Genomic DNA, 22,743 nt, shown 5'->3' with positions numbered 1-22,743 from the left:
AAGCCGCTGCCTCCGGCGGGAGTATTCGGGGAAAGATGAAGGGGCGGGAGCCTTTTGTTGGCAGCCCTGCGCGCCGTGCAATACGGGCAAAACTTGACATCCCGGGCCGCGCCGGCGACAGGACGGGGATGATTTTTTCGGTTTCCATGGTCGCCCTTGGCGGCGCTGTTGGGGCGGTGTGCCGCTATCTGGCCGGGCTGGGGATGATCCGCCTGCTGGGGCATCACGATTTTCCGGTGGCGGTGATCACCGTGAACATCCTGGGCTCCTTCCTGATGGGGGTGTTTGTGGTGGCCGCGGCGATGCGCGGGCTGACCCATCTGAGCCCCTTGGTGATGACCGGGCTTCTGGGAGGGTTCACCACCTTCTCGGCGTTCTCGCTGGAGACCGCCAACCTGATCGAGCGCGGCGCCTTCGGGCAGGCGGCGCTTTATGTTTGTTTGTCCGTGGCCCTGTCGGTCGGCGGATTGTTTCTGGGCCTGATGGCCGCAAGAGGAGTGTTCGCATGAGCGGCGTTCAGATGATTACCGTCAGCGAAGACGATGGCGGCCAGCGCATTGACCGCTGGCTGCGGCGGCTGTTTCCGCATGTGAACCAGGGCCGCATCGAGAAGATGTGCCGCAAGGGCGAGCTGCGGCTGGATGGCGGCCGCGTCAAGGCCAGCACCCGTGTCGAGTCCGGGCAGGTAGTGCGCGTGCCGCCGCTGGCGGACAGCGACCTGAAACCGGCCGAGCCGCGCGCGATGCGGATCTCGGAGGCGGATGCCAAGATGATCCAGTCCTGCGTGATCTACCGCGACGATGACGTGATCGTGCTGAACAAGCCCGCCGGGCTGGCGGTGCAGGGCGGCTCCGGCACCACCAAGCACGTGGACGGCCTGGCCGAGGCGCTGAAATTCGGGCTTGAGGACAAGCCCAAGCTGGTGCACCGGATCGACAAGGACACCTCCGGTGTTCTGGTGCTGGCGCGCAACCGCAAGGCGGCACAGGCGCTGACCGCCGCCTTCCGCCACAAAAACACCCGCAAGATCTATTGGGCGCTGGTCGCAGGCGTGCCGACGCCCTATCTGGGCGAAATCAAGAACGGGCTGGTCAAGGCGCCGGGCCACGGCAAGTCCGGCGAGGGCGAGAAGATGATCAACGTCCATCCGCAGGACATCGACGATACGCCGGGCGCCAAGCGGGCGCATACGCTGTATGCCACGCTTTACCGCGTAGCCAGCCGCGCCGCCTGGGTGGCGATGGAGCCGATCACCGGCCGCACCCATCAGCTGCGGGCGCATATGTCGGGCATGGGCCATCCGATTGCCGGCGACGGCAAATACGGCGGTTCGGGCCAAGAGAACCTGGGCGACGGATGGGGCGCGCAGATCGGCGGGGTGATCTCCAAAAAGCTGCACCTGCACGCGCGCCGGATGGTGTTTGAGCACCCGGTGACCCGCAAGCCGGTCTCGGTTGTGGCGCCGCTGCCCGACCATATGAAGGAAAGCTGGGAGACCTTCGGCTGGACCGAGGACCTGGCTGCCGATGATCCGTTCGAGGACCTGAAGTGAGTTCACCGCTGCGGCTGATCCTGTTTGACGTCGATGGCACCCTGGTGGACAGCCAGGGCGCTATCACCGGCGCCATGGCCGAGGCGTTTGAAGGCGCCGGGCTGAGAACGCCGCCGCGCGAGGCGATCCTGTCCATCGTCGGGCTGTCGCTGCCGCTGGCGATGAAGGAGCTGGCGCCGGACCAGAATGCCGCCACGCTGGAGCGGCTGGTGGAGGGCTACAAGTCCTCCTACATGCTGGCGCGCGAGGCGGCGGGGGCGGCGCATTCGCCGCTTTATCCCGGCACGCTGGAGATGCTGGCGGAGCTGAACGAGGTGCCGGAGTACCTGCTGGGGGTTGCCACCGGCAAATCCCAGCGCGGCGTCGACGCGCTGATCGCGGCGCATGGGCTGAGCTGCTTCGTGACCCGGCAGGTGGCGGATCACCACCCGTCGAAACCGCACCCGTCGATGATCCTGACTGCGATGGCGGAGACCGGGGTGGAGCGCGACAGCACCGTGATGATCGGCGACACGCGGTTTGACATTGAAATGGGGCGCGCGGCGGGGGTCACCACCATCGCCGTGCCCTGGGGGTATCATCCGGCAGAGACTTTGGGCGCCGACCACTTGATCCGCGATTTCGCGGAGCTGCGCCCGCTGCTGGCAGAGATCTGGAAAGGCTAAGAGATGAGCGGCTGGGCACAGAAACGGTTCTGGAAAGCGGTTTCGGTAGCGGAGACCGGTGACGGGTTTGCGGTGGAGCTGGACGGCCGCCGGGTCAAGACCCCGGCCAAGGCACCGCTGGCGGTGCCGACGCAGGAGATGGCCCAGGCCATTGCCGCGGAATGGGACGCCCAGACCGAATCAGTCGACCCTTCGACAATGCCCTGCACCCGGTCTGCGAATGCCGCAATTGACAAGGTGACACATCAGCACAGCGAAGTCGCCGCCATGCTGACCGAATACGGCGATTGCGACCTGCTGTGCTACCGCGCTGACGCGCCGGTTGAGCTGACGTTGCGTCAGGCGCAGGAATGGGATCCGGCGCTGGACTGGGCGGCAGAGGCGCTGGGGGTGCGGCTGCAGCCCCGCACCGGCGTTCTGCACCAGCCGCAGGAGGCTGCGGCGCTGGCGGCGCTGGCCGAAAAGGTGCAGGCGATGAACCCGTTCCAGCTGGCGGCGTTCCACGATTTGGTAGGGATTTCCGGCTCTTTGATCCTGGGCTTTGCCGCCGCGCATGGCTGGCGCAGCGCCGAGGAGATCTGGCTGCTGTCGCGGCTGGACGAGCGCTGGCAGGAAGAGCAGTGGGGCACCGACGAGGAGGCTGCGGCGGCCGCCGGGGTCAAACGGCAGGAATTTCTGCACGCCAAACGGTTCTTCGATTTCTCCTGAGAACAGAAAATTACCAATTCGGGCCGCGTGGAGTAAAAATGTTTACTCCCGGTGCATTTGTGCGCATCGCGCCCATCGAATTTCCTGATCCCGCCCTTGACGTTTGTTGATGAATGCGCCCACACTCAGGCGCGAAAAAGGGGTAAACCCTTCTTCGGTCTCATTTCCGGCGGGGGATCGCCGGGTAATAAGAACCGCCGGACAGGCGGACTATCAGGAAGAGGTAAAAATGAAAAAAACCGTATTTTTGGGCGCTCTGACCGTTGCTGGTCTGGCGGCTGGCGCAGCTGCTGCCGGCACGCTGGATGACGTGAAAGCCCGCGGCAAGCTGAACTGCGGCGTCACCACCGGCCTGGTCGGATTTGCGGCCCCGAATGCGAATGGCGAATGGGAAGGTTTTGACGTCGCCGTCTGCCGTGCTGTGGCTGCAGCCGTGCTGGGCGACTCGACCGCTGTTGAATTCGTGCCGACCACCGGCAAGACCCGCTTTACCGCGCTGGCCTCCGGCGAAATCGACATGCTGGCCCGCAACACCACCTGGACCTTCTCGCGCGATGTCGACCTGAAGTTCGAATTCACCGGCGTGAACTACTACGACGGCCAGGGCTTCATGGTCCCGAAAGAGCTGGGCGTGTCCTCGGCGAAGGAACTGGACGGCGCCACCGTCTGCATCCAGACCGGCACCACCACCGAGCTGAACCTGGCGGACTTCTTCCGCTCCAACAACATCAGCTATGAGCCGGTTCCGATCGAAACCAACGCCGAAGCGCAGCAGCAGTATCTGGCAGGCGCCTGCGACGTCTACACCACCGACGCCTCCGGGCTGGCCGCAACCCGTGCCACCTTCGACGATCCGTCCGCGCATGTAATCCTGCCGGAAATCATCTCCAAGGAGCCGCTGGGCCCGCTGGTCCGCCACGGCGACCACGAGTGGGGTGACGTTGTCCGCTGGACCCTGAACGCACTGATCGCAGCCGAAGAGCTGGGCGTCACGTCCGCCAACATCAGCGAAATGGCAGCCGGCACCGACAACCCGGAAATCAACCGCCTGCTGGGCAGCGAAGGCACCCTGGGCGAGATGCTGGGTGTGGATGCCGACTGGGCGCACAAAGCGATCGCCGCCAATGGCAACTATGGTGAAATCTTTGCCAAGACCATCGGCGAAGACACCCCGGTCGGCCTGGCCCGCGGCCTGAACGCTCAGTGGACCGAAGGCGGCCTGCTGTACGCTCCGCCGTTCCGCTAAACACACCACCGGGAGGGGCGCAGGAATTTCCTGCGCCCTTTTCCTATCTGAAAAAAGCTCCGGCAAGCTGCGGAGCGGGGACAACCCCGCCAGGATCAGGACGCCGGAGTCAGGGGATCACAATACATGTCAACGCTTACTGACCCGCCGAACGAGAGTTTTCGGCTGTCTATGCTCATCAACGATACCCGCTACCGGTCACTGACCTTCCAGGTGATTGCGGCGATCGTTCTGGCCCTGTGTATCTGGTATCTGGGCAACAACCTGATCCAGAACCTGCGCGCTGCCGGGCTCAATATTTCCTACAGCTTCCTTGGCGACTCGGCCGGGTACGATATCAACCAGACCCTGGTTGAATACGACAGCCAGTCCAGCCACGCGCGCGCCGCGCTGGTCGGGTTGCTGAACACCGTGCTGGTGGCCTTCCTGGCCTGTATCACCGCCACCGTGTTCGGGGTGATCGCCGGGGTGCTGAGGCTTTCCAACAACTGGCTCGTTTCCAAGCTGATGGCTGTTTATGTCGAGATCTTCCGGAACATTCCGGTGCTGATCTGGATCATCATCATCTTCACGATCATGACGGCGGTGCTGCCGGGGCCGCGGGCTTTCCGGGGGAATGATCCTTCGGCAAGCATGCTGTTTGACGCCTTCGCCTTCACCAACCGCGGGATCTATACGCCGCTGCCCTGGTTCCAGAACGGGATCTTTGCCAGCACCGCGATGAACTGGCTGCTGATCCTGGCCGGGTTCGCGCTCTCTTGGATCGTGGCGCATCAGATCAACGTCTGGGCCAGCCACAAGCAGGAAGCCACCGGCGTGCGCCCCAAGACCATGCTGCCGATCCTCGCAGCCTGGCTGGTTCCGTTCCTGGCGCTGACACTGATCATGGGTCTGACCTGGGAATACCCTGAGCTGAAGGGCTTCAACTTCAGCGGCGGCATCAAGATCGGCGGCCCGCTGATCGCGCTGTGGTTTGCACTGTCGATCTACACCGGCGCCTTCATCGCGGAAAACGTCCGGGCCGGCATCCAGGCGGTGTCCAAGGGCCAGACCGAGGCGGCCTCTGCGCTGGGCCTGCGCCCGCGCCGGGTGATGAACCTGGTGGTGCTGCCGCAAGCGCTGCGGGTGATCATCCCGCCGCTGATCTCGCAGTTCCTCAACATCACCAAGAACTCCTCGCTCGCCATCGCCGTGGGCTATGCGGATATCACCGCAACCCTGGGCGGCATCACCCTGAACCAGACCGGCCGCGCCATCGAATGCGTGCTGCTTCTGATGCTGTTCTACCTGACCGCCTCGCTGGTGATTTCGATGGTGATGAACGTCTACAACGCATCTGTGAAGCTGAAGGAGCGCTGAGACATGAGCGATACACACGCACAAACCGTCGCCTTTGTCCGCGAAACCCAGATTCCGCCGGCCCCGCCGCCGGCCTCTGAAACCGGCGTGATAAAATGGCTGCGCGAGAACCTGTTCTCCAACGCCGCGAACTCCGCGCTGACCATCGTGGCGCTGGCCGCGATCTTCATGGTGCTGAGCAACATCCTGCCTTGGGTGCTGAACGGGGTCTGGACCACCAGCTCGCTGGCCGAGTGCCGCGAGGTGCTGCAAGGCAAGACCGGGGCCTGTTTCTCGGTGCTGACCGAGCGCTGGAACCAGCTGCTTTACGGCTTCAAGTACCCGGGCGACCAATACTGGCGGCCGAACCTGGCGCTGGTGCTGTTCCTCGTGGCTGCGGCCCCGGTCCTTTTCTTCGATCTGCCGCGCAAGCTGCTGGCCTTTACTGCCGTCTACCCGTTCCTGGCCTTCTGGCTGATCTGGGGCGGCACGCTGATGGTGCCGGTGGTGGCGATTGTGGGCTTTGCAGCGGCTGCGACCGTGTTCCAGAAATTTGGCAAGAGCAGCTTTGCAATCGGCTTTTTCGGCGCCATCGCGGTGGCGCTGGCGGTCTGGATCATCGGCGGTATGCTGATCCCCGAAGGCGCGTCGGAGAATGCCTGGCTGAGCCCGGTGCCCTCGCGCGATCTGGGCGGCTTCATGCTGAACCTGATGCTGGGGGTGACCTGTGTGTCGCTGTCGCTGCCCTTGGGCATCGCGCTGGCGCTGGGGCGCCAGTCGGACATGCCGCTGATCAAGTGGGTCTGTGTCATCTTCATCGAGTTCGTGCGCGGCGTGCCGCTGATCACGCTGCTGTTCGTGGCCTCGGTGATGCTGGCCTATTTCTTCCCGCCGGAAAGCACCGTCGACCTGTTCCTGCGCGTGGTGATCATGATCACCATGTTCTCCGCGGCCTATATCGCCGAGGTGATCCGCGGCGGCCTTGCCGCGCTTCCGAAGGGGCAGTACGAAGCGGCTGACAGCCTTGGCCTGGATTACCCCCAGGCGATGCGGCTGATCATCCTGCCGCAGGCGCTGAAGATCTCCATCCCGGGCATCGTGAACGTGGCCGTCGGCCTGTTCAAGGACACCACCCTGGTTTCGGTCATCTCGATGTTCGACCTGGTTGGCATGATCCGCGGCCCGATCCTCGCCTCCACAGAGTGGAACGGCGTGTACTGGGAGCTTTTGGGCTTTGCGGCCGCGCTGTTCTTCGTCGTCTGCTACGGCATTTCTCAATACTCACAGTGGCTCGAGCGCCGTCTCGCCACCGACCACCGTTAAGGAGTTCAACATATGTCTGAACTTATGTCCGACCGCCAAATCGACCGCTCCAAGATGCAGGTGAGCGACGAGGTCGCCATTGAAATCACCAACATGAACAAGTGGTACGGCTCCTTCCACGTGCTGCGCGACATCAACCTGACCGTCAACCAGGGCGAGCGGATTGTGATCGCGGGCCCGTCGGGCTCTGGCAAGTCCACCCTGATCCGCTGCCTGAACGCGCTGGAAGAGCATCAGCAGGGCAAGATCGTGGTGGATGGCACCGAACTGTCCAACGACCTCAAGAACATCGACAAGATCCGGTCCGAGGTTGGCATGGTGTTCCAGCACTTCAACCTGTTCCCGCATCTGACCATCCTGGAGAACTGCACCCTGGCGCCGATCTGGGTGCGCAAGACCCCCAAGAAGGAAGCTGAAGAGCGGGCGATGCACTTCCTGGAGAAGGTGAAGATCCCGGAGCAGGCCAACAAGTACCCGGGCATGCTCTCGGGCGGCCAGCAGCAGCGTGTGGCCATTGCGCGCTCGCTTTGCATGATGCCGCGCATCATGCTGTTCGACGAGCCGACCTCGGCGCTGGACCCGGAGATGATCAAGGAGGTGCTCGACACCATGATCGAGCTGGCCGAGGAAGGCATGACCATGCTGTGCGTGACCCACGAGATGGGCTTTGCCCGCCAGGTGGCGAACCGGGTGATCTTCATGGATGCGGGCCAGATCGTGGAGCAGAACGAGCCGGAAGAGTTCTTCAACAACCCGAAGAGCGACCGCACCAAGCTGTTCCTCAGCCAGATCCTGGGCCACTGAGGCAGCTCAATCACCAAACAGAAAGGCCGGGCAGCGCGCCCGGCCTTTTTTGTTTCGGCAGCTATGGTCAGGAATGGCTGGCAAAAACTTCTGTGCTGCCATCTGCCAGGATCAGCAGGGTATCGAAGGCCTCGCGCTCGTCGCCCATCTCCATCCCCGGCGAGCCGATCGGCATCCCCGGCACCGTCAGCCCAAGCGCCTCAGGCTGCTCCGCGAGCAGCCGCTGGATGTCTTCTGCCGGGACGTGGCCCTCGATCACATAAGGCCCTGCCACCGCGGTGTGGCAGGAGGCCAGATCGCCGTTGACGCCGAGCCGCTCCTTCATCGCCCACAGCTCCTCATCCGCCACATTGCGCACTTCGGTGGTGAAGCCTGCAGCGGCCAGGCGGTCGGCCCAGGCGGTGCAGCAGCCGCAGGTGGGCGACTTCATGATGCGGATGGTGGTCTCCGCCGCCGCCGCGGCAAAGCCCGGCAGGGCGGCAAAGGGGAGGGCGGCTGCGGCCAGCAGCAGGGTACGGCGGTGCATGGGTCTTCTCCAATCCTCGCGGGGGGCGTGTTTCCGGACCGCAATATAGGTCTGCCCGCGCCGCCGCGCCAGTGGCCTCCGGCGCGGGATGCGCCAGCGTGCCGCAGGCCCGGGGGGCTTTGGGAGGCGGGCTACTCGCCCAGCAGCTCCCGCGGGACGGCGAAATCAATCGCTTTGCCGCTGCTCCAGCTGAGATCCTTCCAGTTGCCGATGTCGAACTCAGCCACCAGTGTGGCGCCGGTCGGGTAGTCGTCAAACCGGGAATGGTCCGGCGGGGTGGCCACGATGGAATGGGCAAAGGCGGCAATGCCGGGGTTGTGGCCGATCAGCATCACGCGGGGTTTCTCAGCCTGACACAGCACCTTGAACAGGATGTCCGAATTGGCGTGGTACAGCCGCTCGGTAAAGGCCGCGGGCACCCCCAGTTCCATCAGCTCAAAGGTCTCGCGGGTGCGTCTGGATGAGGAGGAGATGACCTGATCCGGCACATGGCCGTTGCCGCGCAGCCAGTCGGCAATGGCCGGGGCCGAGCGGCGGCCCCGCTTGTTCAGCGGGCGGGCGTGGTCGCTGGGGACACTGGTGTCCCAAGCGGATTTGGCGTGGCGGGTCAGGATCAGGGTGCAGGTCATTGCGGATGAAAATGCCTCATGTGATGTGCGGTTTGACCGGGGTCCCGGCCGGCGGTGCGGCTCAGCGGGCAGGCCCGGCGGGCAAGACAGCCGCCGGTCATGCAGCCGGCGCCTGCGCTGGTATCGAGATAGTCATGGCAGGCCGCCAGATCGTAGGGCCCCCCGTCCGCCAGTGCGGCGGCCGGGCAGGCGGCCAGGCAGGGACGGGAGCGGCAGCTGTGGCAGGGTGACTCTGCCAAAGGCGGAGGGGGAATGTCAAATTCCTGTTCAAAGTGAAGGGCCCCCCGCAAGGAAATCATCAGTCCGGCCTGATCATGCACCATCATCTGTGACGGCGATGTGAAAAACCGCCCCGTAGCCAAAGCCCAGTTGATGAAGGGCGTATAGGGCGGCCCGCCAAAGGGGTAATGGGCGCGGCCGCCCAGGGTTTCTGCCAAGGCGACGATCACCCGCTGCGACCAGCGGTCCACAGGGTCCGGCCTGCCGTCGCGGTACTCCAAGCTGGCGGTGAAGCGGGGCCAGAATGCCTGATCCGTGCCCAGCAGCACCAGGGTGCCGCCCTCCAGCGCCTTGACGGGCTGGCGCCGCGGATGCAGCGCACCGTACACCGCCAGCCCGGCCTGCCCGGCGGCTGCTTCGATCCGCGCATAAAAAGGAGTGTCCCGGTCAGGGGCATCCGGCAGGTCAGTCAGGGTCATAAGCGGCATCCGGTCCGGTGGCATGGGGCGAGCCTAGCAGCGCGGGCGTCCCGTCCAGAGTGCAAAAACGCCGCGCAACCGTCCGCCGGCGTCTTCCTGCCGCCCGGCTCAGCGGCGGCGGAACGGCAGCATCAGGCTCCAGCCCAGCCGCGCCGGGCGGCCGTCCTGCCACTGCAGCCCCACGGTCATGCCGTCATGCCCCTGGCCCGGCTGCGCCGTGTAGGTGCCAAAGATCCGGTCCCAGACCGACAGGGCAAAGCCGTAGTTGCTGTCATGCTCGTGGCGATGGATAGAGTGATGCACCCGGTGCATGTCCGGCGTCACCAGCAGCAGCCGCAGCAGCGCATCCGCCCTGCGGGGCAGCGCCAGGTTGGCATGGTTGAACAGCGCGGTGCCGTTCAGCAGGATCTCAAACAGCACCACCGCCAGGGCTGAGGGCCCCAGCAGATAGACCAGCCCGATCTTCAGCAGCATCGACAGGGCAATCTCCACCGGGTGAAACCGCACCGCGGTGGTCACGTCCATGTCGCGGTCGGCATGATGCACCCGGTGCAGCCGCCACAACAGCGGCACCTTGTGGGTGATCAGATGCTGCAGCCAGATAGCGAAATCCAGCACCAGCACCGCCAGCAGCACCTCCACCCAGCCGGGCCAGCGGACCGCATTCAGCAGCCCCCAGCCATGCTCTGCCGCATCCAGCGCCGCGCCGACGGCCAGCAAGGGCAGCCCGACCGCCAGCGCCCGCAGGGTCAGCGTGTTCAGGATCGAGATCGACAGGTTGGCCGGCCAGCGCCGCCGCCGCGGCAGGCTGCGGCCGCGCCGCGGCGCCCAGGCTTCTGCCGCCGCAAATAGCGCAAACAGCCCCAGGAAGGCCGCAAGGCGGATCAGGGTTTCATACTCCATGCTTTCAGCGATGCGCATGCAGCGGCAAAAAGCAACTCCCAACGCCGCAGCGCGCCGCCTGAAACACGGATCCTCTGTTCATCTGGCCCCGAAATATCCCGGGGCGAATTGGCCCCAGGGGCCAAGAGGGGCAGCGCCCCTCAGCCGGCCCGTGCCTCAGGCGCGGATCATCGAGCCTGCGCCGTGGTCGGTATAAAGCTCCAGCAGCACTGCGTTCTGCACCCGCCCGTCCACGATGGTGCAGGCGCGCACGCCATTGCGGACCGCATCCAGCGCGGTTTCGGTCTTGGGGATCATACCGCCCGCGATCACGCCGCTGGCGGTCATCTCCTCGACATCCGCCGCCTTCAGTTCGGTCACCACGTCGCCCTCGGCATTCTTGACGCCCGCCACATCGGTCAGCAGCAAAAGCCGGTCGGCGGTCAGCGCCTTGGCGATGGCGCCGGCGGCGGTGTCGCCGTTGATGTTGAACGTCTCGCCATTGCGGCCGCCGCCGATCGGGGCGATCACCGGGATCATGTTCTTTTCAAACAGCCCGTGCAGCACCATCGGGTCCATCTCGGCCGGTGCGCCGACAAAGCCCAGGTCCGGGTTGGCCTGATCGCAGGTGATGAGGTTTGCATCCTTGCCCGACAGCCCCACCGCGCGGCCGCCCTGGCGGTTGATCGCCTGCACGATGCGCTTGTTGACGACGCCGGACAGCACCATTTCCACCACCTCCATGGTAGCGGCGTCGGTGACGCGCTTGCCGTTCACGAACTCCGACTTGATCTGCAGCTTTTCCAGCATCGCGTTGATCATCGGCCCGCCGCCATGCACGATCACCGGGTTCACCCCGACCTGGCGCATCAGCACGATATCGCGGGCAAAGGTGTCCATCGCCTCGTCGCTGCCCATGGCGTGGCCGCCCAGCTTGATGACGACAATGGCCCCGGCAAAGCGCTGGAAATACGGCAGCGCGCTGGAGAGGGTTTCGGCGGTGGCAATCCAATCGCGGTTCATATCTTGTTTCTTCATTGCTGCATCATCCCTTGGCCCCGATGTGTTACGGGGTTCCGGCGCCGCTGCCAAGGGTTGCGTTTGGCGCACCCCGTTGCGGATCGCGGCGCGGGTGCTAGGCTCAGGCCAGATTCTCACACAAGGAGTGCGCCATGCGCCAGAAGACTTTGCTGCTGACCGGGGCCAGCCGCGGCATCGGCCACGCCACCGTGCGCCGTTTCAACGCCGAGGGCTGGCGGGTGATCACCTGCTCGCGCCAGCCATTCCCGCAGGAATGCCCCTGGGGCGGCGGCCAGGAGAACCATGTGCAGCTGGACCTGTCGGATCCGTCGGACACGATCAATGCAGTGGGCCAGATCCAGGAGCTGCTGGACGGTCGGCTGGATGCGCTGGTTAACAACGCGGGCATCTCGCCCAAGGGACCGGACGGGGAGCGGCTCAATACGCTGAACACTGATCTGATGGACTGGGGCAAGGTGTTCCATGTGAACTTCTTTGCCTCGGTGGTGCTGGCCCGCGGCCTCAAGGAGGAGCTGGCGGCGGCGCAGGGCTCTGTCGTCAACGTGACCTCGATCGCGGGCAGCCGTGTGCATCCCTTTGCAGGCGCGGCCTATGCCACCTCGAAGGCGGCGCTGGCGGCGCTGACGCGGGAGATGGCGCATGACTTCGGGCCGATGGGCGTGCGCGTGAACGCCATTGCGCCGGGCGAGGTCGAAACCTCGATCCTGTCGCCCGGCACCGAGAAGATCGTCGCCAAGCTGCCGATGCAGCGGCTGGGCCAGCCTGAGGAAGTGGCGGCGGCGATCTATTTCCTGTGCTCGGAGGGGAGTTCCTATATCTCCGGCGCTGAGATCGAGGTGAACGGCGCGCAGCACGTTTGATTTTTGTCAACCGCCCGGCCTAGAGGCCGGGCAGCGCCCGACCCTCCCCACGGGACGGCGCTTTCGCACCCACCCAGGGTCGGGCGCTGCCCTTCGCTTTCTACTAGCTCATCGCGCGTTTCAGCACCGGCAGGTTGCCCAGCAGCAGCACGTCAAACGCCAGCACCGCCAGCAGCGCCAGGCCGGTGAGCGGGAAGGCCAGCGAGACCAGCACGGCAATCAGCGCGGCACCTTTCCAGAACGGCATCTCTGCCGGTTCCGGCGGCGCGGCAAGGCGGGCGGCACCGGAAGGGCGGCGCTTGACCCACATCACCAGGCCGGAGACGCAAACAAAGATCACCGCGAGGCAGAACACCACGTTCAACACGAAGCTCCAGGTGCCCATCAGCCCCATGTGGAAGGGGATGCTGACCGCCATCGCTTTACCCGCCCAGGAGTAGTCGTCATACGTCACATCGGCGAGGATCCTGCCGCTGTACTGGTCCACATGCACGGTGCGGTCGATGAAGGGGCTGTCGCCGTCGCCGCTCATGCTGTCGCGGTTGATTGTCCAGACGCCACTTTCGCCACCGGGGTAGGCGAGGCGGAAGCGGCCTTCCATTCCCAGCGAGCGGCCCAAAGCGATCAGGCTGGCGGCATCCACTGGGGCGCCTTCGGCCACGCCGGTGATCCCGGCGTCAGAGCCTGAGGCGGGCATCGGGGTTTGCTCCAGCGCCCAAGGCACGTCGTTGGTATGCCCATGGTTCATGCTGGCGTGGATATCGTCAGACAGGGGCACATTGTCCCATTTCGCCGCCGGGAAGGTGGACCACGCCTGCATGATCTTGCCGCCCCAGATGCCGGTCCACGACAGGCCCGAGATCAGGAACACCACCAGCAGCGCCGACATCCAGAAGCCGGTGACCGCGTGGAGGCTCTTCCACAGGGCGCGGCCCTTGGCGCGGAAGTTGGGGATGAAAGCTCTGATGGCATTGCCACGGGGCCACCACAGGTAGAGGCCGGTCAGCACCAGCACGAGGCCCAAACCGGCGGCGATCTCGATCAGCCGGTCGCCGGTGTCGCCGATCAGCAGGGTAGAATGGATGTTGTCGGCCAGATCGTACCAGCCGGCGCGGCGGTCCCAGACCTCGATCACTTCGCCGCTGTACTGGTTGAGCGCCACCAGGCGCTGGCCTTCATCAGTTTTCACGCGGAACACTGCGGCCAGATCCGGGGCCTTGGGGCCGATCCATTCGGCTATAGTGCCGGGTTGGGCGGCCAGCACGGCGGCCTCCTGCTCAGGTATGCTCAGCTCGGTGGGGCCTGGGGGGACGGGGATCTTCTCGCCCTCGCGGCCGTCCACTTGGGTGATGAACATCATCATCAGGCCGGTCACCGCCAGCATGATCAGGAAGGGGATCACAAACAGGCCGGCGTAGAAGTGCCAGCGCCAGGCGGCGAAGTAGAACTTTTCAGAAAGCGGGCGCATCTGGCCCGCGGATTGCGGTTGGCTGGTTGCCATTGGGTCTCTCCATATCGGAACGGGGCCGGGCGCGCGGGGCGCCGGCGGTAATGTCAGAAGTGTTCAGAAAATCAGGAGAGTGCGGGCGGGCCGCGGGCATCATAGCGCCAGTGGAAGCCGGCTGTGTGATGGGTAAAGGCCTCGCGCGACCAGCGGTCGCTGAGAGGTGTGTCCAGGTTCAGGTCTATCAGGCTGTCCGGCAGCAGCGCCACTGCGCCAAGGGCCGCAAAAGGACAGCTGCGGTCCTCCATCTGCTCGGCGGGCGCATGGGGTTCGCCGCTGTCCAGATCGACCCAGGTTTCCACCATGCCATGGCCGGTACAGATCACCAGCAGCACCTTGCCGTCCTGCGCCGTGCCCGGCATCCATCCGGAGGGGATCAGCCCGGCCACGGCCAGGGCGATCACAACCAGATAAGAGGCAAGGCGGGCAAGCATGGATCAGAGGCTGGCGATGATCGACCTGAGGGTCGGGATGCCGTCGCCCTTTTCAGAGGAGGTCAGCACGATTTCCGGATAGGCCGCAGGGTGTTTGGCCAGCGCGCCGCGGACCTGCTCCAGCACCTTGGCACGGTCCTTTTCCTTGACCTTGTCAGCCTTGGTCATCACGCATTGGAAGGTGACGGCGGAGCTGTCCAGCAGCTTCATGATGTCCTCGTCCACCTTCTTGACGCCATGGCGGCTGTCGATCAGCACAAAGGCGCGGCGCAGGTTCTGGCGGCCGGACAGGTATTGCTTCAGCAGCTTCTGCCATTTCTCCACCACCGCCAGCGGCGCGTTGGCATAGCCATAGCCGGGCAGGTCGACCAGATAGAGCTCCGGCCCTTGGGTGAAGAAGTTGATCTCCTGCGTGCGGCCCGGGGTGTTGGAAGCGCGCGCGATGCCCTTGGTGCCGGTCAGCGCGTTGATCAGGCTCGACTTGCCGACGTTGGAGCGGCCGGCAAAGCAGACCTCCATCCGGTCGGCACCGGGCAGGCCGCTCATTGCGACCACGCCCTTGAGGAACTCGGTCTCGCCCGCAAACAGCTTGCGGCCTTTTTCCAGGGAAAGTTCGTCCGGCGCCTCGGCCAGGGGGAATTGCATCTGCATCACAGTACCTTCACCGCATCGCCGATGCGGACAGGGCCGCCGCGGACCACCTCGGCGTAGACCGAGAAGTCCTGATGGCCCCAGTTGTCTTTCAGGGTTTTCAGCGTGTCGGCGTCGCGTTCGCCGGTTTCGGGGTTGGCGGTGGTCGCCAGGCAGCGCACCACCCGCTCGCGCACGGCAAGGACCGCCTCGCCGATCTGCACCTCGCGGCCGATCCATTCGTTTTCGGCCCAGGCCTCGCCCAGATCGAACCAGATGTTGCCGCGCCAGCGCAGCGGCGACAGCTTATGCCCGATGGCTTGCTCCACCGCGCGGTGGGAGGCCAGGTTGCACAGCGTGACCGAGGGGAAATCGCTATCGGTCATGCCGCGGCCCGGCACCCGGACGATATGGGAAGACCCGGCCCGGTTTGCAGGCAGCAGCGGCTTTTCCCAGTCCAGGAAACGGGTCAGGTCCTCAGCGGCGTCCGGATCAAACGTCAGGTCGGGACGGTCCGGGTGGCTCAGCGTCAGCTGGCCGGTGGCTTCGTCCAGCTTGGCATTGACGGCCATCAGCTGCGGCGCCTTTGAGCCGCGGGTGAAATTGGTGCAGGGCACCCATTCGGAGCCATCCGCCGATGACGCCTCATGCGCGACCGCCCAAACGCGATCGCCGGGCATGGTCTGCCCGGCGCTCAGAGTTACGGATTCCAGTGCCTCCCGCCCGTGGGATTTGAGCGGGTGGCGCCAGATATTTGTGACCTTGCAGGTCATTCGTTCTCAGCCTTCGGCTTCTTCTTGAAGCTCGACTTGATGTTGCCGAACACGTCCGGCTTATAACCGTGGCTGCGCATGATCAGATACTGCTGGGTGAAGGTGATCGTGTTGTTGGCGATCCAGTAGACCACCAGGCCGGAGGCGAAGCCGCCGAGCATGAACATGAACACCCAGGGCATCCAGGCAAAGATCATCTGCTGGGTCGGGTCGGTGGGCGCCGGGTTCAGCTTTTGCTGCAGCCACATCGAGACGCCCAGCAGGATCGGCAGGATGCCGATGAAGACCAGCGCCAGGATGCTTTCCGGAGCCGGGGCCGCAAAGGGCAGCAGGCCGAACAGGTTGAAGATCGAGGTCGGATCCGGCGCGCTGAGGTCCTGGAAGGGGCCGAAGAAGGGCGCGTGGCGCAGCTCCAGGGTGACGAAGATCACCTTGTAGAGCGAGAAGAAGATCGGGATCTGAATCAGAATCGGCAGGCAGCCCGCGGCGGGGTTCACCTTCTCCCGCTTGTAGAGCTCCATCATCTCCTTCTGCATCTTCTGGCGGTCGTCGCCGGCGCGCTCCTTGAGCTTCTCCATCTCCGGCTGAAGCTCTTTCATCTTGGCCATGGAGGCGTAGGATTTATAGGCCAGCGGGAACACCAGGATCTTGATCACCACGGTGAGGCCGATGATCGCCCAGCCCATGTTGCCGATCAGGACGTTCAGATTGTGCAGCAGCCAGAACATCGGCTTGGTCAGGAAGAAGAACCAGCCCCAGTCGATCACGTCCAGGAAGCCCTGGATGCCTGCCTTCTGGTAGCCGCGGATGGTTTCCCATTCCTTGGCGCCGGCAAACAGCTGGGTGGTGACTTCGGACGACTGGCCGTCAGCGACGGTCACGGTCGGCAGCACGATGTCGGTCTGGTAGATCTCGCGGCGCTCGTCGAATTTGGCGATCGAGCGGAAGGCCTGACCCGGCTCGGGGACCAGGGTCGACATCCAGTAATGGTCAGTAAAGCCGATCCAGCCGTTCTCGGCGACCTGGCGGATTTCTGCCTTGGAGCCGTCGCGCGCGTCGGGCTCGAAATCGGCCATGTCGTCATAGTCGATCTCGGCCAGCTCGCCGTCGGACATGCCGACCAGGCCTTCGTGCAGGATGAAGAAGTTCTTCAGGTCGGCGGGCTGGCCGTGGCGGGCCAGGGTGCCGTAGGGCGCCAGCGACACGGTGCCGCCGGAGGCGTTGGCAACCGACTGGGTGACCGAGAACATGTAATCCTCGTCGACCGAGATGGTGCGGCTGAAGGTCAGGCCGTTGCCGTTGTCCCAGGTCAGGGTGACGGGGCTGTCCGGGGTCAGGGTGGCATCTGCCTCGGCGCTCCAGACGGTGTTGGCGCCCGGCACCTGATCCAGCGACAGGCCGGCGCCCGGGGCCCAGCCGTAAAGCGCGTAATAGGCCTCGGCCTCGCCCACCGGCTTCAGCAGTTTGACGATCGGGGAATTCTCGTCCAGCGTCTCGCGGTAGTCCTTCAGCGACAGATCGTCGATCCGGCCGCCCTGCAGCGAGATGCTGCCGGTCACCCGCGGCGTGTCGATGGCCAGACGCGCGGCCTGCGGGGCCTCGGCCTGTTCCGGGGCGCTGCCGTCCACGGCCTCAGCCGCGGCGCTGGGCGCCAGTGCGGTATCGCCTGCGGGGGCGGTTTCGCTGACCGCGGTTTCAGGCGCCTGCTCCGGCTCCGGGGGCGGGAAGAAGGTATACCACCCGAGGATCACCAGAAAGCTGAGTACGGTTGCGAGAATTAGATTTTTGTTCTGATCGTCCATTGGGGACTGCCACCTCGTGTAGGGAAGGACACGTGGGGTTCAACAGAGGTGGGCCGCAAAGGTCAAGCAGAATCGGGCCGCGCCGGGGCGGCAGAGCGCCCCGGCGCGGTATTAATTGCCCGGAATTGAGCGGGTCACGGGGTCTGGCGGCCAATCACAGGCGTGTTCTGCAGTTTCGCCTCATGGGCGGCGATCCAGTCCAGCGTCTGCTCAAACGGCATCGGGCGGCCGATGCCGAAGCCCTGCACGTGGCCGCAGCCCAGCTGCGCCAGCAGCGCGTGCTCGCCCGCGGTTTCCACCCCTTCGGCCAGGGTTTCAAGGTCCAGCCGCTCTGCCATGGTCAGGATAGCGGAGATCAGTTTCTGCTGTTCCGGGTCCTGATCCGCCTTCATCACAAAGGAACGGTCGATCTTGATGCGGGAGATGTTGAAGCGGCGCACCGCGGCGATCGAGGCATGGCCGGTGCCGAAGTCATCAAGGTCGATGTGGCAGCCCAGTTCGCTGAGCGCGAGGATGTTGCGGGTGACCACATCATCGGGCTGATCGGTCATCACGGTTTCCAGGATCTCGACACAGAGGCGGTCAGCGGGCAGCTCAAACCGCTCCAGTTCCCATTTGATGCGCCCGGCCAGCCCGGGGTTGCGCAGCTCCTGGGTGGCGAAATTCACGCCGACGCGGGGCACGCTCACGCCGGCCGCGTCCCAGGCCTTGACCGCCACAAGGGCGTTGTAAAGCATCACCTGGCTGAGCCGGTCCATCAGCCCGGCCTCTTCCAGCGCGGGCAGGAAGGTGGAGGGCGGGATCAGCCCCTGCACCGGATGCGACCAGCGCGCCAGTGCCTCGAAGCCCGAAACCCGGCCGGTGTCGGTGCAGATTTGCGGCTGGAACCAGGCCTGGATCTGGCCGGATTCCAGCGCCGCTGCGGCTTCGTCGCGCAGGTTGGAGCGGGAGTTGCCGCGGCCCGACATATCCGCCGAATAGGCGCGGATTCCGCCGGGGCCGTTGCTTTGCGCCTCGGCCAGGGCGGCGATGGCGGCCGCGGTCCATTCGGCGCTGGTTTTTCCCGGGGCCCGGTTGCGCTGGCAGAAGCCGATGGAGGAGGTCATGTAGATCGTGGTGCCGTCCAGCGGCACCGGTTCCTCAGCGGCGGATTGAATCCGGCCCGCCAGCTGGATGCACAGTTCCAGGTCCAGCTGCAGGGTAGGGGCCAGACAGATGGCAAACCGGCTGTCGCCGAGCCGGGCCACGACATCGTTCTGGCGCAGGGCGGAGGCGATCTGCGCGCCGCAATGCTGCATGATCCGGTCGCCGGCTTCCTGGCCGTGCCGGTCGGCAAGCTCCTTGAAGTCGTCCAGGTCGACGATGAAGACGGCCGACCGCAGGTCGGAGTCGGCGCATTCGCCGTAGATCCGTGCCGTCTCCTCCTCAAACCCGTCGCGCAGGATCATGCCGGTGATGCTGTCGCGGGGGCGGCCGCGGCCGCCCAGTTTGCTGAACCCGCCGGTTGCGGCGATCAGCACCGGCAGGCCAAGCGCCACCGACAGCAGCGCCGCCTCGCCACCAAGCCAGTAGGTGGCCAGCGTCAGCGCGGGCAGGAACGCGAGCACGGGCGGCCCGAAAAGTGCGGGGGCAAGGGTTTGCCGGAGCCGTGCCAGGAGACCTGAACCCGTGTTTGTCATTCTCAGACCCTTTGTCTGCTGCCAGTCGTTCCGGCACGAGACTAAGGCGCTGTTCTAACCCGGGAGTTAACGCAGCATAGGAATTGCAGTATTTTCCGGCTCAGCGTCGGAATTCTTCAGCTCCAGACCGGCAAAGTCGAACAATTTCGGGTCCAGAAGATGCGAGGGCCGCGCGTTCATCAGCGCCCGGAACATCACCTGGCGGCGTCCGGGCGAGTTTGATTCCCACTGGTCCAGGATCTGCTTGACCTGCTGGCGCTGAAGCCCGTCCTGGCTGCCGCAGAGGTCGCAGGGGATGATCGGGTAATTCATGGAGCGGGCAAATTTCTCGCAGTCGGCCTCGGACACATGGGCGAGCGGGCGGAACACGAACAGATCGCCTTCCTCGTTGACCAGCTTGGGCGGCATGGTCGCGAGGCGGCCGCCGTGGAACAGGTTCATGAAGAAGGTTTCCAGGATGTCGTCGCGGTGATGGCCTAGCACCACTGCTGAGCAGCCTTCCTCGCGCGCGATGCGGTAGAGGTTGCCGCGGCGCAGGCGCGAGCACAGGGCGCAATAGGTCCGCCCCTGCGGCACCTTGTCGACAACGATGGAGTAGGTGTCCTGATACTCGATCCGGTGCGGCACGCCCATTTTTTCCAGGAACTCCGGCAGCACCGTGGCCGGAAAGCCCGGCTGGCCCTGGTCCAGGTTGCAGGCCAGCAGATCCACGGGCAAGAGGCCGCGCCATTTCAGCTCATACAGAACTGCCAGCAGGGTATAGCTGTCCTTGCCGCCCGACAGGCAGACCAGCCACTTGGGTGTGCTGCCGTCCTCGCGGCGCTCGACCATGCCGTATTGGTCGATCGCTTCACGTGCATGGCGCACAATGCGCTTCCTGAGCTTCTTGAACTCAGTGGTCGCGGGGGCGCCGGCAAACAGCGGATGGATTTCGTCCAGGTCATCATCAAGCATGGGCGCGCCCTAGCCGAGGACGGGCGTTTTGCCAAGGAAAAAAGGTGTGCAACGCTAGGGGGCGGCGGCAATGCGCGCTAAGCTGGCGCGGTAAGGCGATTTGATCAGTGAGGGCATTTGATGAGCGAAGACAGCAAGGAGGCGCGGATTGTCCGCAAGGCCGTGGGCGAGGCGGAGACCGGCCTGAAGGGGCTGGAGAAAGAGCTGCGCGGCGTGGTCAAGCAGTTCGAGAAGGGGGCGATGACGCCCGCCAAGGGCAAGGCCGCGGCGCAGAAAGTCACGGCCTTCATGAAGAAGCAGTCGCAGGTTACCAAGCTGCAGAACGCGCCGTTCTTTGGCGAGCTGCCCATGGATGTGCAGGACGGGGTGACCTGGCTGGACAGCGTTGTGAATGAGCTGAACAACGTGCTGGGGCGGCTCGCCGGGGCGCTGAAGCTGATGCAGAAGAAGCCGGACAAGGATTACGGAATCCTGGTCAAGGCTTCACGCGAGCTGGAGAGCTATATCAGCCAGCCGCCCAAGGGTGTGGGCACGCTGCTGAAGGCGGCCAAAGCCGGGAAGGCGGCGGGCGATCCGATGATGGCGTTCCTGCCGTTCATCATCCTGATGTGGATGATCATCGACACCATCGCGCGCGGGCTGAACCGGAGGACGTGAGCTTAGTCTTTCTTGTCCGGCACCGGGTCATAACCGTCGCCGCCGAAAGGGTGGCAGCGGCCGATGCGGCGGATGGTGAGCCAGGCGCCCTTGATGGCGCCGTGTTTCTCCAGCGATTCCAGTGCGTAGGCCGAGCAGGTGGGCTGGTACCGGCAATTGAAGCCGACCCAGGGGCTGAACAGCAGCCGGTAAGCGCGCACGGGGAGTGCAAGGATATGGGCCAGAGGGGTCATGGCGGATAGATAGGGGCAGGAATGCGGTAAGGCAATGAGGACAGCGCCCTCCCGCAGGGAGGGCCGGGCGCTGTCCGGCCTGCCGGCCGGACAAGAGTGGCTCAGTAAGGCGAGGGGGCTGCGTGCGCTACTGGCCGTGAATTTTCTTCAGCGCATAGATCAGGTCGCGCTTCAGCTCCTCGAACGGGCGCTGGGCGGTCTCTGCGGCGCGGCCGATCAGAACGTAATCCCAGCCGGGACGGCCGTGTGCGGGCAGAATCATCCGCGCGGCCTCGCGCAATCTGCGCTTGGCGCGGTTGCGGGCGACCGCATTGCCGACTTTTTTGGAGCAGGTGAAGCCCATGCGGATGCCGCCATCATCCTGGCGGTTCCGGCCCTGCACCATCATGCCCTTGGTGCCCTGCTTGCAGGCAGGGGGGCGGGCGCAGGCGAGGAAGTCACGGCGCTTGGCCATGACCTCAAGCTTGGGTGCATCCGATGCGCAAACGGACACCGCCGGAGGCGTGTCCCCGCGGGCAGCGTTGCCGTCCTTGGGGGCCTCCGGCGGTGTCATGTCCGTCAGAACGGGAACTGAGCTTATGCGCTCAGTTCTTTACGGCCGCGGGCGCGGCGTGCGTTCAGGATCTTGCGGCCTGCCTTGGTGGCCATGCGCGCACGGAAGCCGTGGCGGCGTTTGCGAACCAGGTTCGAAGGCTGATAGGTGCGTTTCATCGCTCCGGTCTCCACATTTTTTCGTCGGGTGCGCGGAATCGCCCGCCCGGGGTCTATCTCGAAGCCCGGTCTTTAGGAGGGAATGACGGCCAAGTCAAACCCTGCAGGCCGCCTTTTCCGGGCAATATGCAACATTTCTGCCAAAAACTGCCCCGCAACGGCCGGTCCGGACGCCGCGGCTGTAACATGGGGCCAGTGATTCTGCCACAAAGCTCACGAAATCCGGATCTGTGTTCAAGCACCTGTGAAGCGGGGCTGCTTGGCCTCGCGCCGGGGCCATTTAACACGTAGCAACAAACCCTGCAGCAGCCACGGACCGATGAGCGATATGACCGAGACCCCGAATTCCGACCCGCAAGCTGGATCAAAGCCCGGCCTGGCCCGCCACCTGCCGCTGATTGCGGTGGCGGCTGTGGCGCTGATCGGGGCGGTGGCGCTGAAGGATTATCTGACGTTTGACACGCTGCGCGACAACCGCGAGGCGCTGATGGCGTTCCGGGATCAGAATTACCTGGGTCTGGTGGCGCTGTTCATGGGGCTTTATATTGTCATCGTGGTGTTTTCGCTGCCCGGTGCGGCGGTGGCCTCGGTGACCGGCGGCTTTCTGTTCGGGCTGGCTGCGGGCACGGTGTTCAACGTGATCTCTGCCACCATCGGCGCGGCGGGCATCTTTCTGGCCGCGCGCATGGGGCTCGGGGCGATGCTGACGGCCAAGATCGAAGCGGCCGAGGGCCGGGTGCAGATGCTGAAGCAGGCGCTGCGGGAAAATGAGATTGAGGTTCTGCTGCTGTTGCGGCTGGTGCCGGCGGTGCCGTTTTTTGTGGCCAACCTGCTGCCGGCGCTGGTGGGGGTCAAGTTCCGCAACTTCCTGTGGACCACAGCGGCGGGCATCATTCCGGGCGCCATCGTCTTTACCTGGATCGGGGTGGGCGTCGGCTCTGTTTTTGACCGCGGCGAGGATCCGGACCTGAGCCTGCTGTGGGAGCCGCACGTGATCGGGCCGATCCTGGGCTTGTGCGTGCTGGCGGCAATGCCGATTCTGGTCAAGGCCGTGCGCGGCAATATCCGCGGCCGCAAGAACAAGGACAGCTGAA

The 22,743-nt window shown here is 64.9% G+C and carries 26 protein-coding genes; 11 read left to right on the top strand and 15 right to left on the bottom strand.

What is annotated here, in order from left to right; translation table 11 throughout:
- The first annotated feature begins 128 nt into the window (after positions 1-128).
- The 8 genes from crcB to CAER_RS0111545 all read left to right on the top strand — a co-directional run bounded on the left by crcB (position 129) and on the right by CAER_RS0111545 (position 7,636).
- Positions 129-509, top strand: a complete 381-nt coding sequence (gene crcB / locus CAER_RS0111580) for a fluoride efflux transporter CrcB (RefSeq protein ID WP_027235516.1) — start codon at positions 129-131, stop codon at positions 507-509.
- Positions 506-1,552, top strand: coding sequence for an RluA family pseudouridine synthase (locus CAER_RS0111575; RefSeq protein WP_027235515.1), 1,047 nt, complete (start codon positions 506-508; stop codon positions 1,550-1,552). The genes crcB and CAER_RS0111575 overlap by 4 nt, the downstream gene beginning before the upstream one ends.
- The gene (locus tag CAER_RS0111570; protein ID WP_027235514.1) at positions 1,549-2,217 is read left to right on the top strand and encodes an HAD family hydrolase; all 669 of its coding nucleotides are present in this window, start codon (positions 1,549-1,551) and stop codon (positions 2,215-2,217) included. The genes CAER_RS0111575 and CAER_RS0111570 overlap by 4 nt, the downstream gene beginning before the upstream one ends.
- Positions 2,218-2,220: 3 nt before the next feature.
- Positions 2,221-2,925 carry an ATP12 family chaperone protein gene (locus tag CAER_RS0111565; protein ID WP_027235513.1) on the top strand — a complete coding sequence of 235 codons (705 nt, stop codon included), beginning with the start codon at positions 2,221-2,223 and terminating at the stop codon, positions 2,923-2,925.
- 229 nt (positions 2,926-3,154) lie between these two features.
- Positions 3,155-4,171, top strand: coding sequence for an amino acid ABC transporter substrate-binding protein (locus CAER_RS0111560; RefSeq protein WP_027235512.1), 1,017 nt, complete (start codon positions 3,155-3,157; stop codon positions 4,169-4,171).
- Between the two features lie 126 nt (positions 4,172-4,297).
- Positions 4,298-5,530, top strand: coding sequence for an amino acid ABC transporter permease (locus CAER_RS0111555; RefSeq protein WP_027235511.1), 1,233 nt, complete (start codon positions 4,298-4,300; stop codon positions 5,528-5,530).
- 3 nt (positions 5,531-5,533) lie between these two features.
- Positions 5,534-6,832 carry an amino acid ABC transporter permease gene (locus CAER_RS0111550; protein WP_027235510.1) on the top strand — a complete coding sequence of 433 codons (1,299 nt, stop codon included), beginning with the start codon at positions 5,534-5,536 and terminating at the stop codon, positions 6,830-6,832.
- 12 nt (positions 6,833-6,844) lie between these two features.
- Complete coding sequence (locus CAER_RS0111545; RefSeq protein ID WP_027235509.1) at positions 6,845-7,636, top strand: amino acid ABC transporter ATP-binding protein; 792 nt, start codon at positions 6,845-6,847, stop codon at positions 7,634-7,636.
- A 67-nt stretch (positions 7,637-7,703) separates the two neighbouring features.
- Here the strand turns inward: CAER_RS0111545 and CAER_RS0111540 are convergent, their stop codons facing one another.
- From CAER_RS0111540 to argB, 5 genes are all read right to left on the bottom strand, one after another.
- The gene (locus CAER_RS0111540; RefSeq protein ID WP_027235508.1) at positions 7,704-8,162 is read right to left on the bottom strand and encodes a DUF411 domain-containing protein; all 459 of its coding nucleotides are present in this window, start codon (positions 8,160-8,162) and stop codon (positions 7,704-7,706) included.
- A 131-nt stretch (positions 8,163-8,293) separates the two neighbouring features.
- On the bottom strand, positions 8,294-8,791 hold the full coding sequence (locus CAER_RS0111535) for a SixA phosphatase family protein (protein ID WP_027235507.1): 498 nt from the start codon (positions 8,789-8,791) through the stop codon (positions 8,294-8,296).
- A complete protein-coding gene (locus CAER_RS0111530) occupies positions 8,788-9,489 on the bottom strand; it encodes a hypothetical protein (protein ID WP_027235506.1) in 702 nt (233 codons plus the stop codon). Before CAER_RS0111530 ends, CAER_RS0111535 begins: the two co-directional genes overlap by 4 nt.
- A gap of 108 nt (positions 9,490-9,597) precedes the next feature.
- Complete coding sequence (locus tag CAER_RS0111525) at positions 9,598-10,392, bottom strand: sterol desaturase family protein (protein WP_027235505.1); 795 nt, start codon at positions 10,390-10,392, stop codon at positions 9,598-9,600.
- Between the two features lie 156 nt (positions 10,393-10,548).
- Positions 10,549-11,409: an acetylglutamate kinase gene (gene argB / locus CAER_RS0111520; RefSeq protein ID WP_027235504.1), complete on the bottom strand. Its 861-nt coding sequence runs from the start codon at positions 11,407-11,409 to the stop codon at positions 10,549-10,551.
- Positions 11,410-11,543: 134 nt separating this feature from the next.
- On the opposite strand from argB, the gene CAER_RS0111515 reads away from it, so the two are divergent.
- Positions 11,544-12,272 carry an SDR family NAD(P)-dependent oxidoreductase gene (locus tag CAER_RS0111515; protein ID WP_027235503.1) on the top strand — a complete coding sequence of 243 codons (729 nt, stop codon included), beginning with the start codon at positions 11,544-11,546 and terminating at the stop codon, positions 12,270-12,272.
- A gap of 103 nt (positions 12,273-12,375) precedes the next feature.
- On the opposite strand, the gene CAER_RS0111510 is transcribed toward CAER_RS0111515, so the two are convergent.
- The 7 genes from CAER_RS0111510 to ttcA form a co-directional block, all read right to left on the bottom strand.
- On the bottom strand, positions 12,376-13,773 hold the full coding sequence (locus tag CAER_RS0111510) for a PepSY-associated TM helix domain-containing protein (protein ID WP_027235502.1): 1,398 nt from the start codon (positions 13,771-13,773) through the stop codon (positions 12,376-12,378).
- Positions 13,774-13,844: 71 nt separating this feature from the next.
- Positions 13,845-14,210 (bottom strand): DUF2946 family protein, encoded by a 366-nt coding sequence (locus tag CAER_RS0111505; RefSeq protein WP_027235501.1) that lies wholly within the window; start codon positions 14,208-14,210, stop codon positions 13,845-13,847.
- Positions 14,211-14,213: 3 nt separating this feature from the next.
- Positions 14,214-14,861, bottom strand: a complete 648-nt coding sequence (yihA, locus tag CAER_RS0111500) for a ribosome biogenesis GTP-binding protein YihA/YsxC (RefSeq protein ID WP_027235500.1) — start codon at positions 14,859-14,861, stop codon at positions 14,214-14,216.
- On the bottom strand, positions 14,861-15,613 hold the full coding sequence (locus CAER_RS0111495) for an MOSC domain-containing protein (protein ID WP_027235499.1): 753 nt from the start codon (positions 15,611-15,613) through the stop codon (positions 14,861-14,863). The genes yihA and CAER_RS0111495 overlap by 1 nt, the downstream gene beginning before the upstream one ends.
- Positions 15,610-17,415, bottom strand: coding sequence for a membrane protein insertase YidC (yidC, locus tag CAER_RS0111490; protein WP_027235498.1), 1,806 nt, complete (start codon positions 17,413-17,415; stop codon positions 15,610-15,612). Before yidC ends, CAER_RS0111495 begins: the two co-directional genes overlap by 4 nt.
- A gap of 134 nt (positions 17,416-17,549) precedes the next feature.
- The gene (locus CAER_RS0111485; protein WP_027235497.1) at positions 17,550-19,094 is read right to left on the bottom strand and encodes a putative bifunctional diguanylate cyclase/phosphodiesterase; all 1,545 of its coding nucleotides are present in this window, start codon (positions 19,092-19,094) and stop codon (positions 17,550-17,552) included.
- Between the two features lie 66 nt (positions 19,095-19,160).
- On the bottom strand, positions 19,161-20,048 hold the full coding sequence (gene ttcA / locus CAER_RS0111480; RefSeq protein WP_027235496.1) for a tRNA 2-thiocytidine(32) synthetase TtcA: 888 nt from the start codon (positions 20,046-20,048) through the stop codon (positions 19,161-19,163).
- A 120-nt stretch (positions 20,049-20,168) separates the two neighbouring features.
- Between ttcA and CAER_RS0111475 the strand changes: the two genes are divergently transcribed.
- The gene (locus CAER_RS0111475; protein WP_027235495.1) at positions 20,169-20,705 is read left to right on the top strand and encodes a hypothetical protein; all 537 of its coding nucleotides are present in this window, start codon (positions 20,169-20,171) and stop codon (positions 20,703-20,705) included.
- Positions 20,706-20,707: 2 nt separating this feature from the next.
- Here the strand turns inward: CAER_RS0111475 and yidD are convergent, their stop codons facing one another.
- The 3 genes from yidD to rpmH all read right to left on the bottom strand — a co-directional run bounded on the left by yidD (position 20,708) and on the right by rpmH (position 21,649).
- A complete protein-coding gene (gene yidD / locus CAER_RS0111470; RefSeq protein ID WP_027235494.1) occupies positions 20,708-20,938 on the bottom strand; it encodes a membrane protein insertion efficiency factor YidD in 231 nt (76 codons plus the stop codon).
- A gap of 127 nt (positions 20,939-21,065) precedes the next feature.
- On the bottom strand, positions 21,066-21,491 hold the full coding sequence (gene rnpA, locus CAER_RS0111465; RefSeq protein ID WP_027235493.1) for a ribonuclease P protein component: 426 nt from the start codon (positions 21,489-21,491) through the stop codon (positions 21,066-21,068).
- A 23-nt stretch (positions 21,492-21,514) separates the two neighbouring features.
- A complete protein-coding gene (gene rpmH, locus CAER_RS0111460) occupies positions 21,515-21,649 on the bottom strand; it encodes a 50S ribosomal protein L34 (RefSeq protein ID WP_008554144.1) in 135 nt (44 codons plus the stop codon).
- Positions 21,650-21,968: 319 nt separating this feature from the next.
- Between rpmH and CAER_RS0111455 the strand changes: the two genes are divergently transcribed.
- A complete protein-coding gene (locus tag CAER_RS0111455) occupies positions 21,969-22,742 on the top strand; it encodes a TVP38/TMEM64 family protein (protein ID WP_027235492.1) in 774 nt (257 codons plus the stop codon).
- Position 22,743: the final 1 nt, after the last annotated feature.

It is taken from the genome of Leisingera caerulea DSM 24564 (genome assembly GCF_000473325.1).
GTDB lineage: Bacteria > Pseudomonadota > Alphaproteobacteria > Rhodobacterales > Rhodobacteraceae > Leisingera > Leisingera caerulea.
Note: the sequence above shows the minus strand (reverse complement) of the source record. Positions and strands in the feature narration are given on the sequence as shown.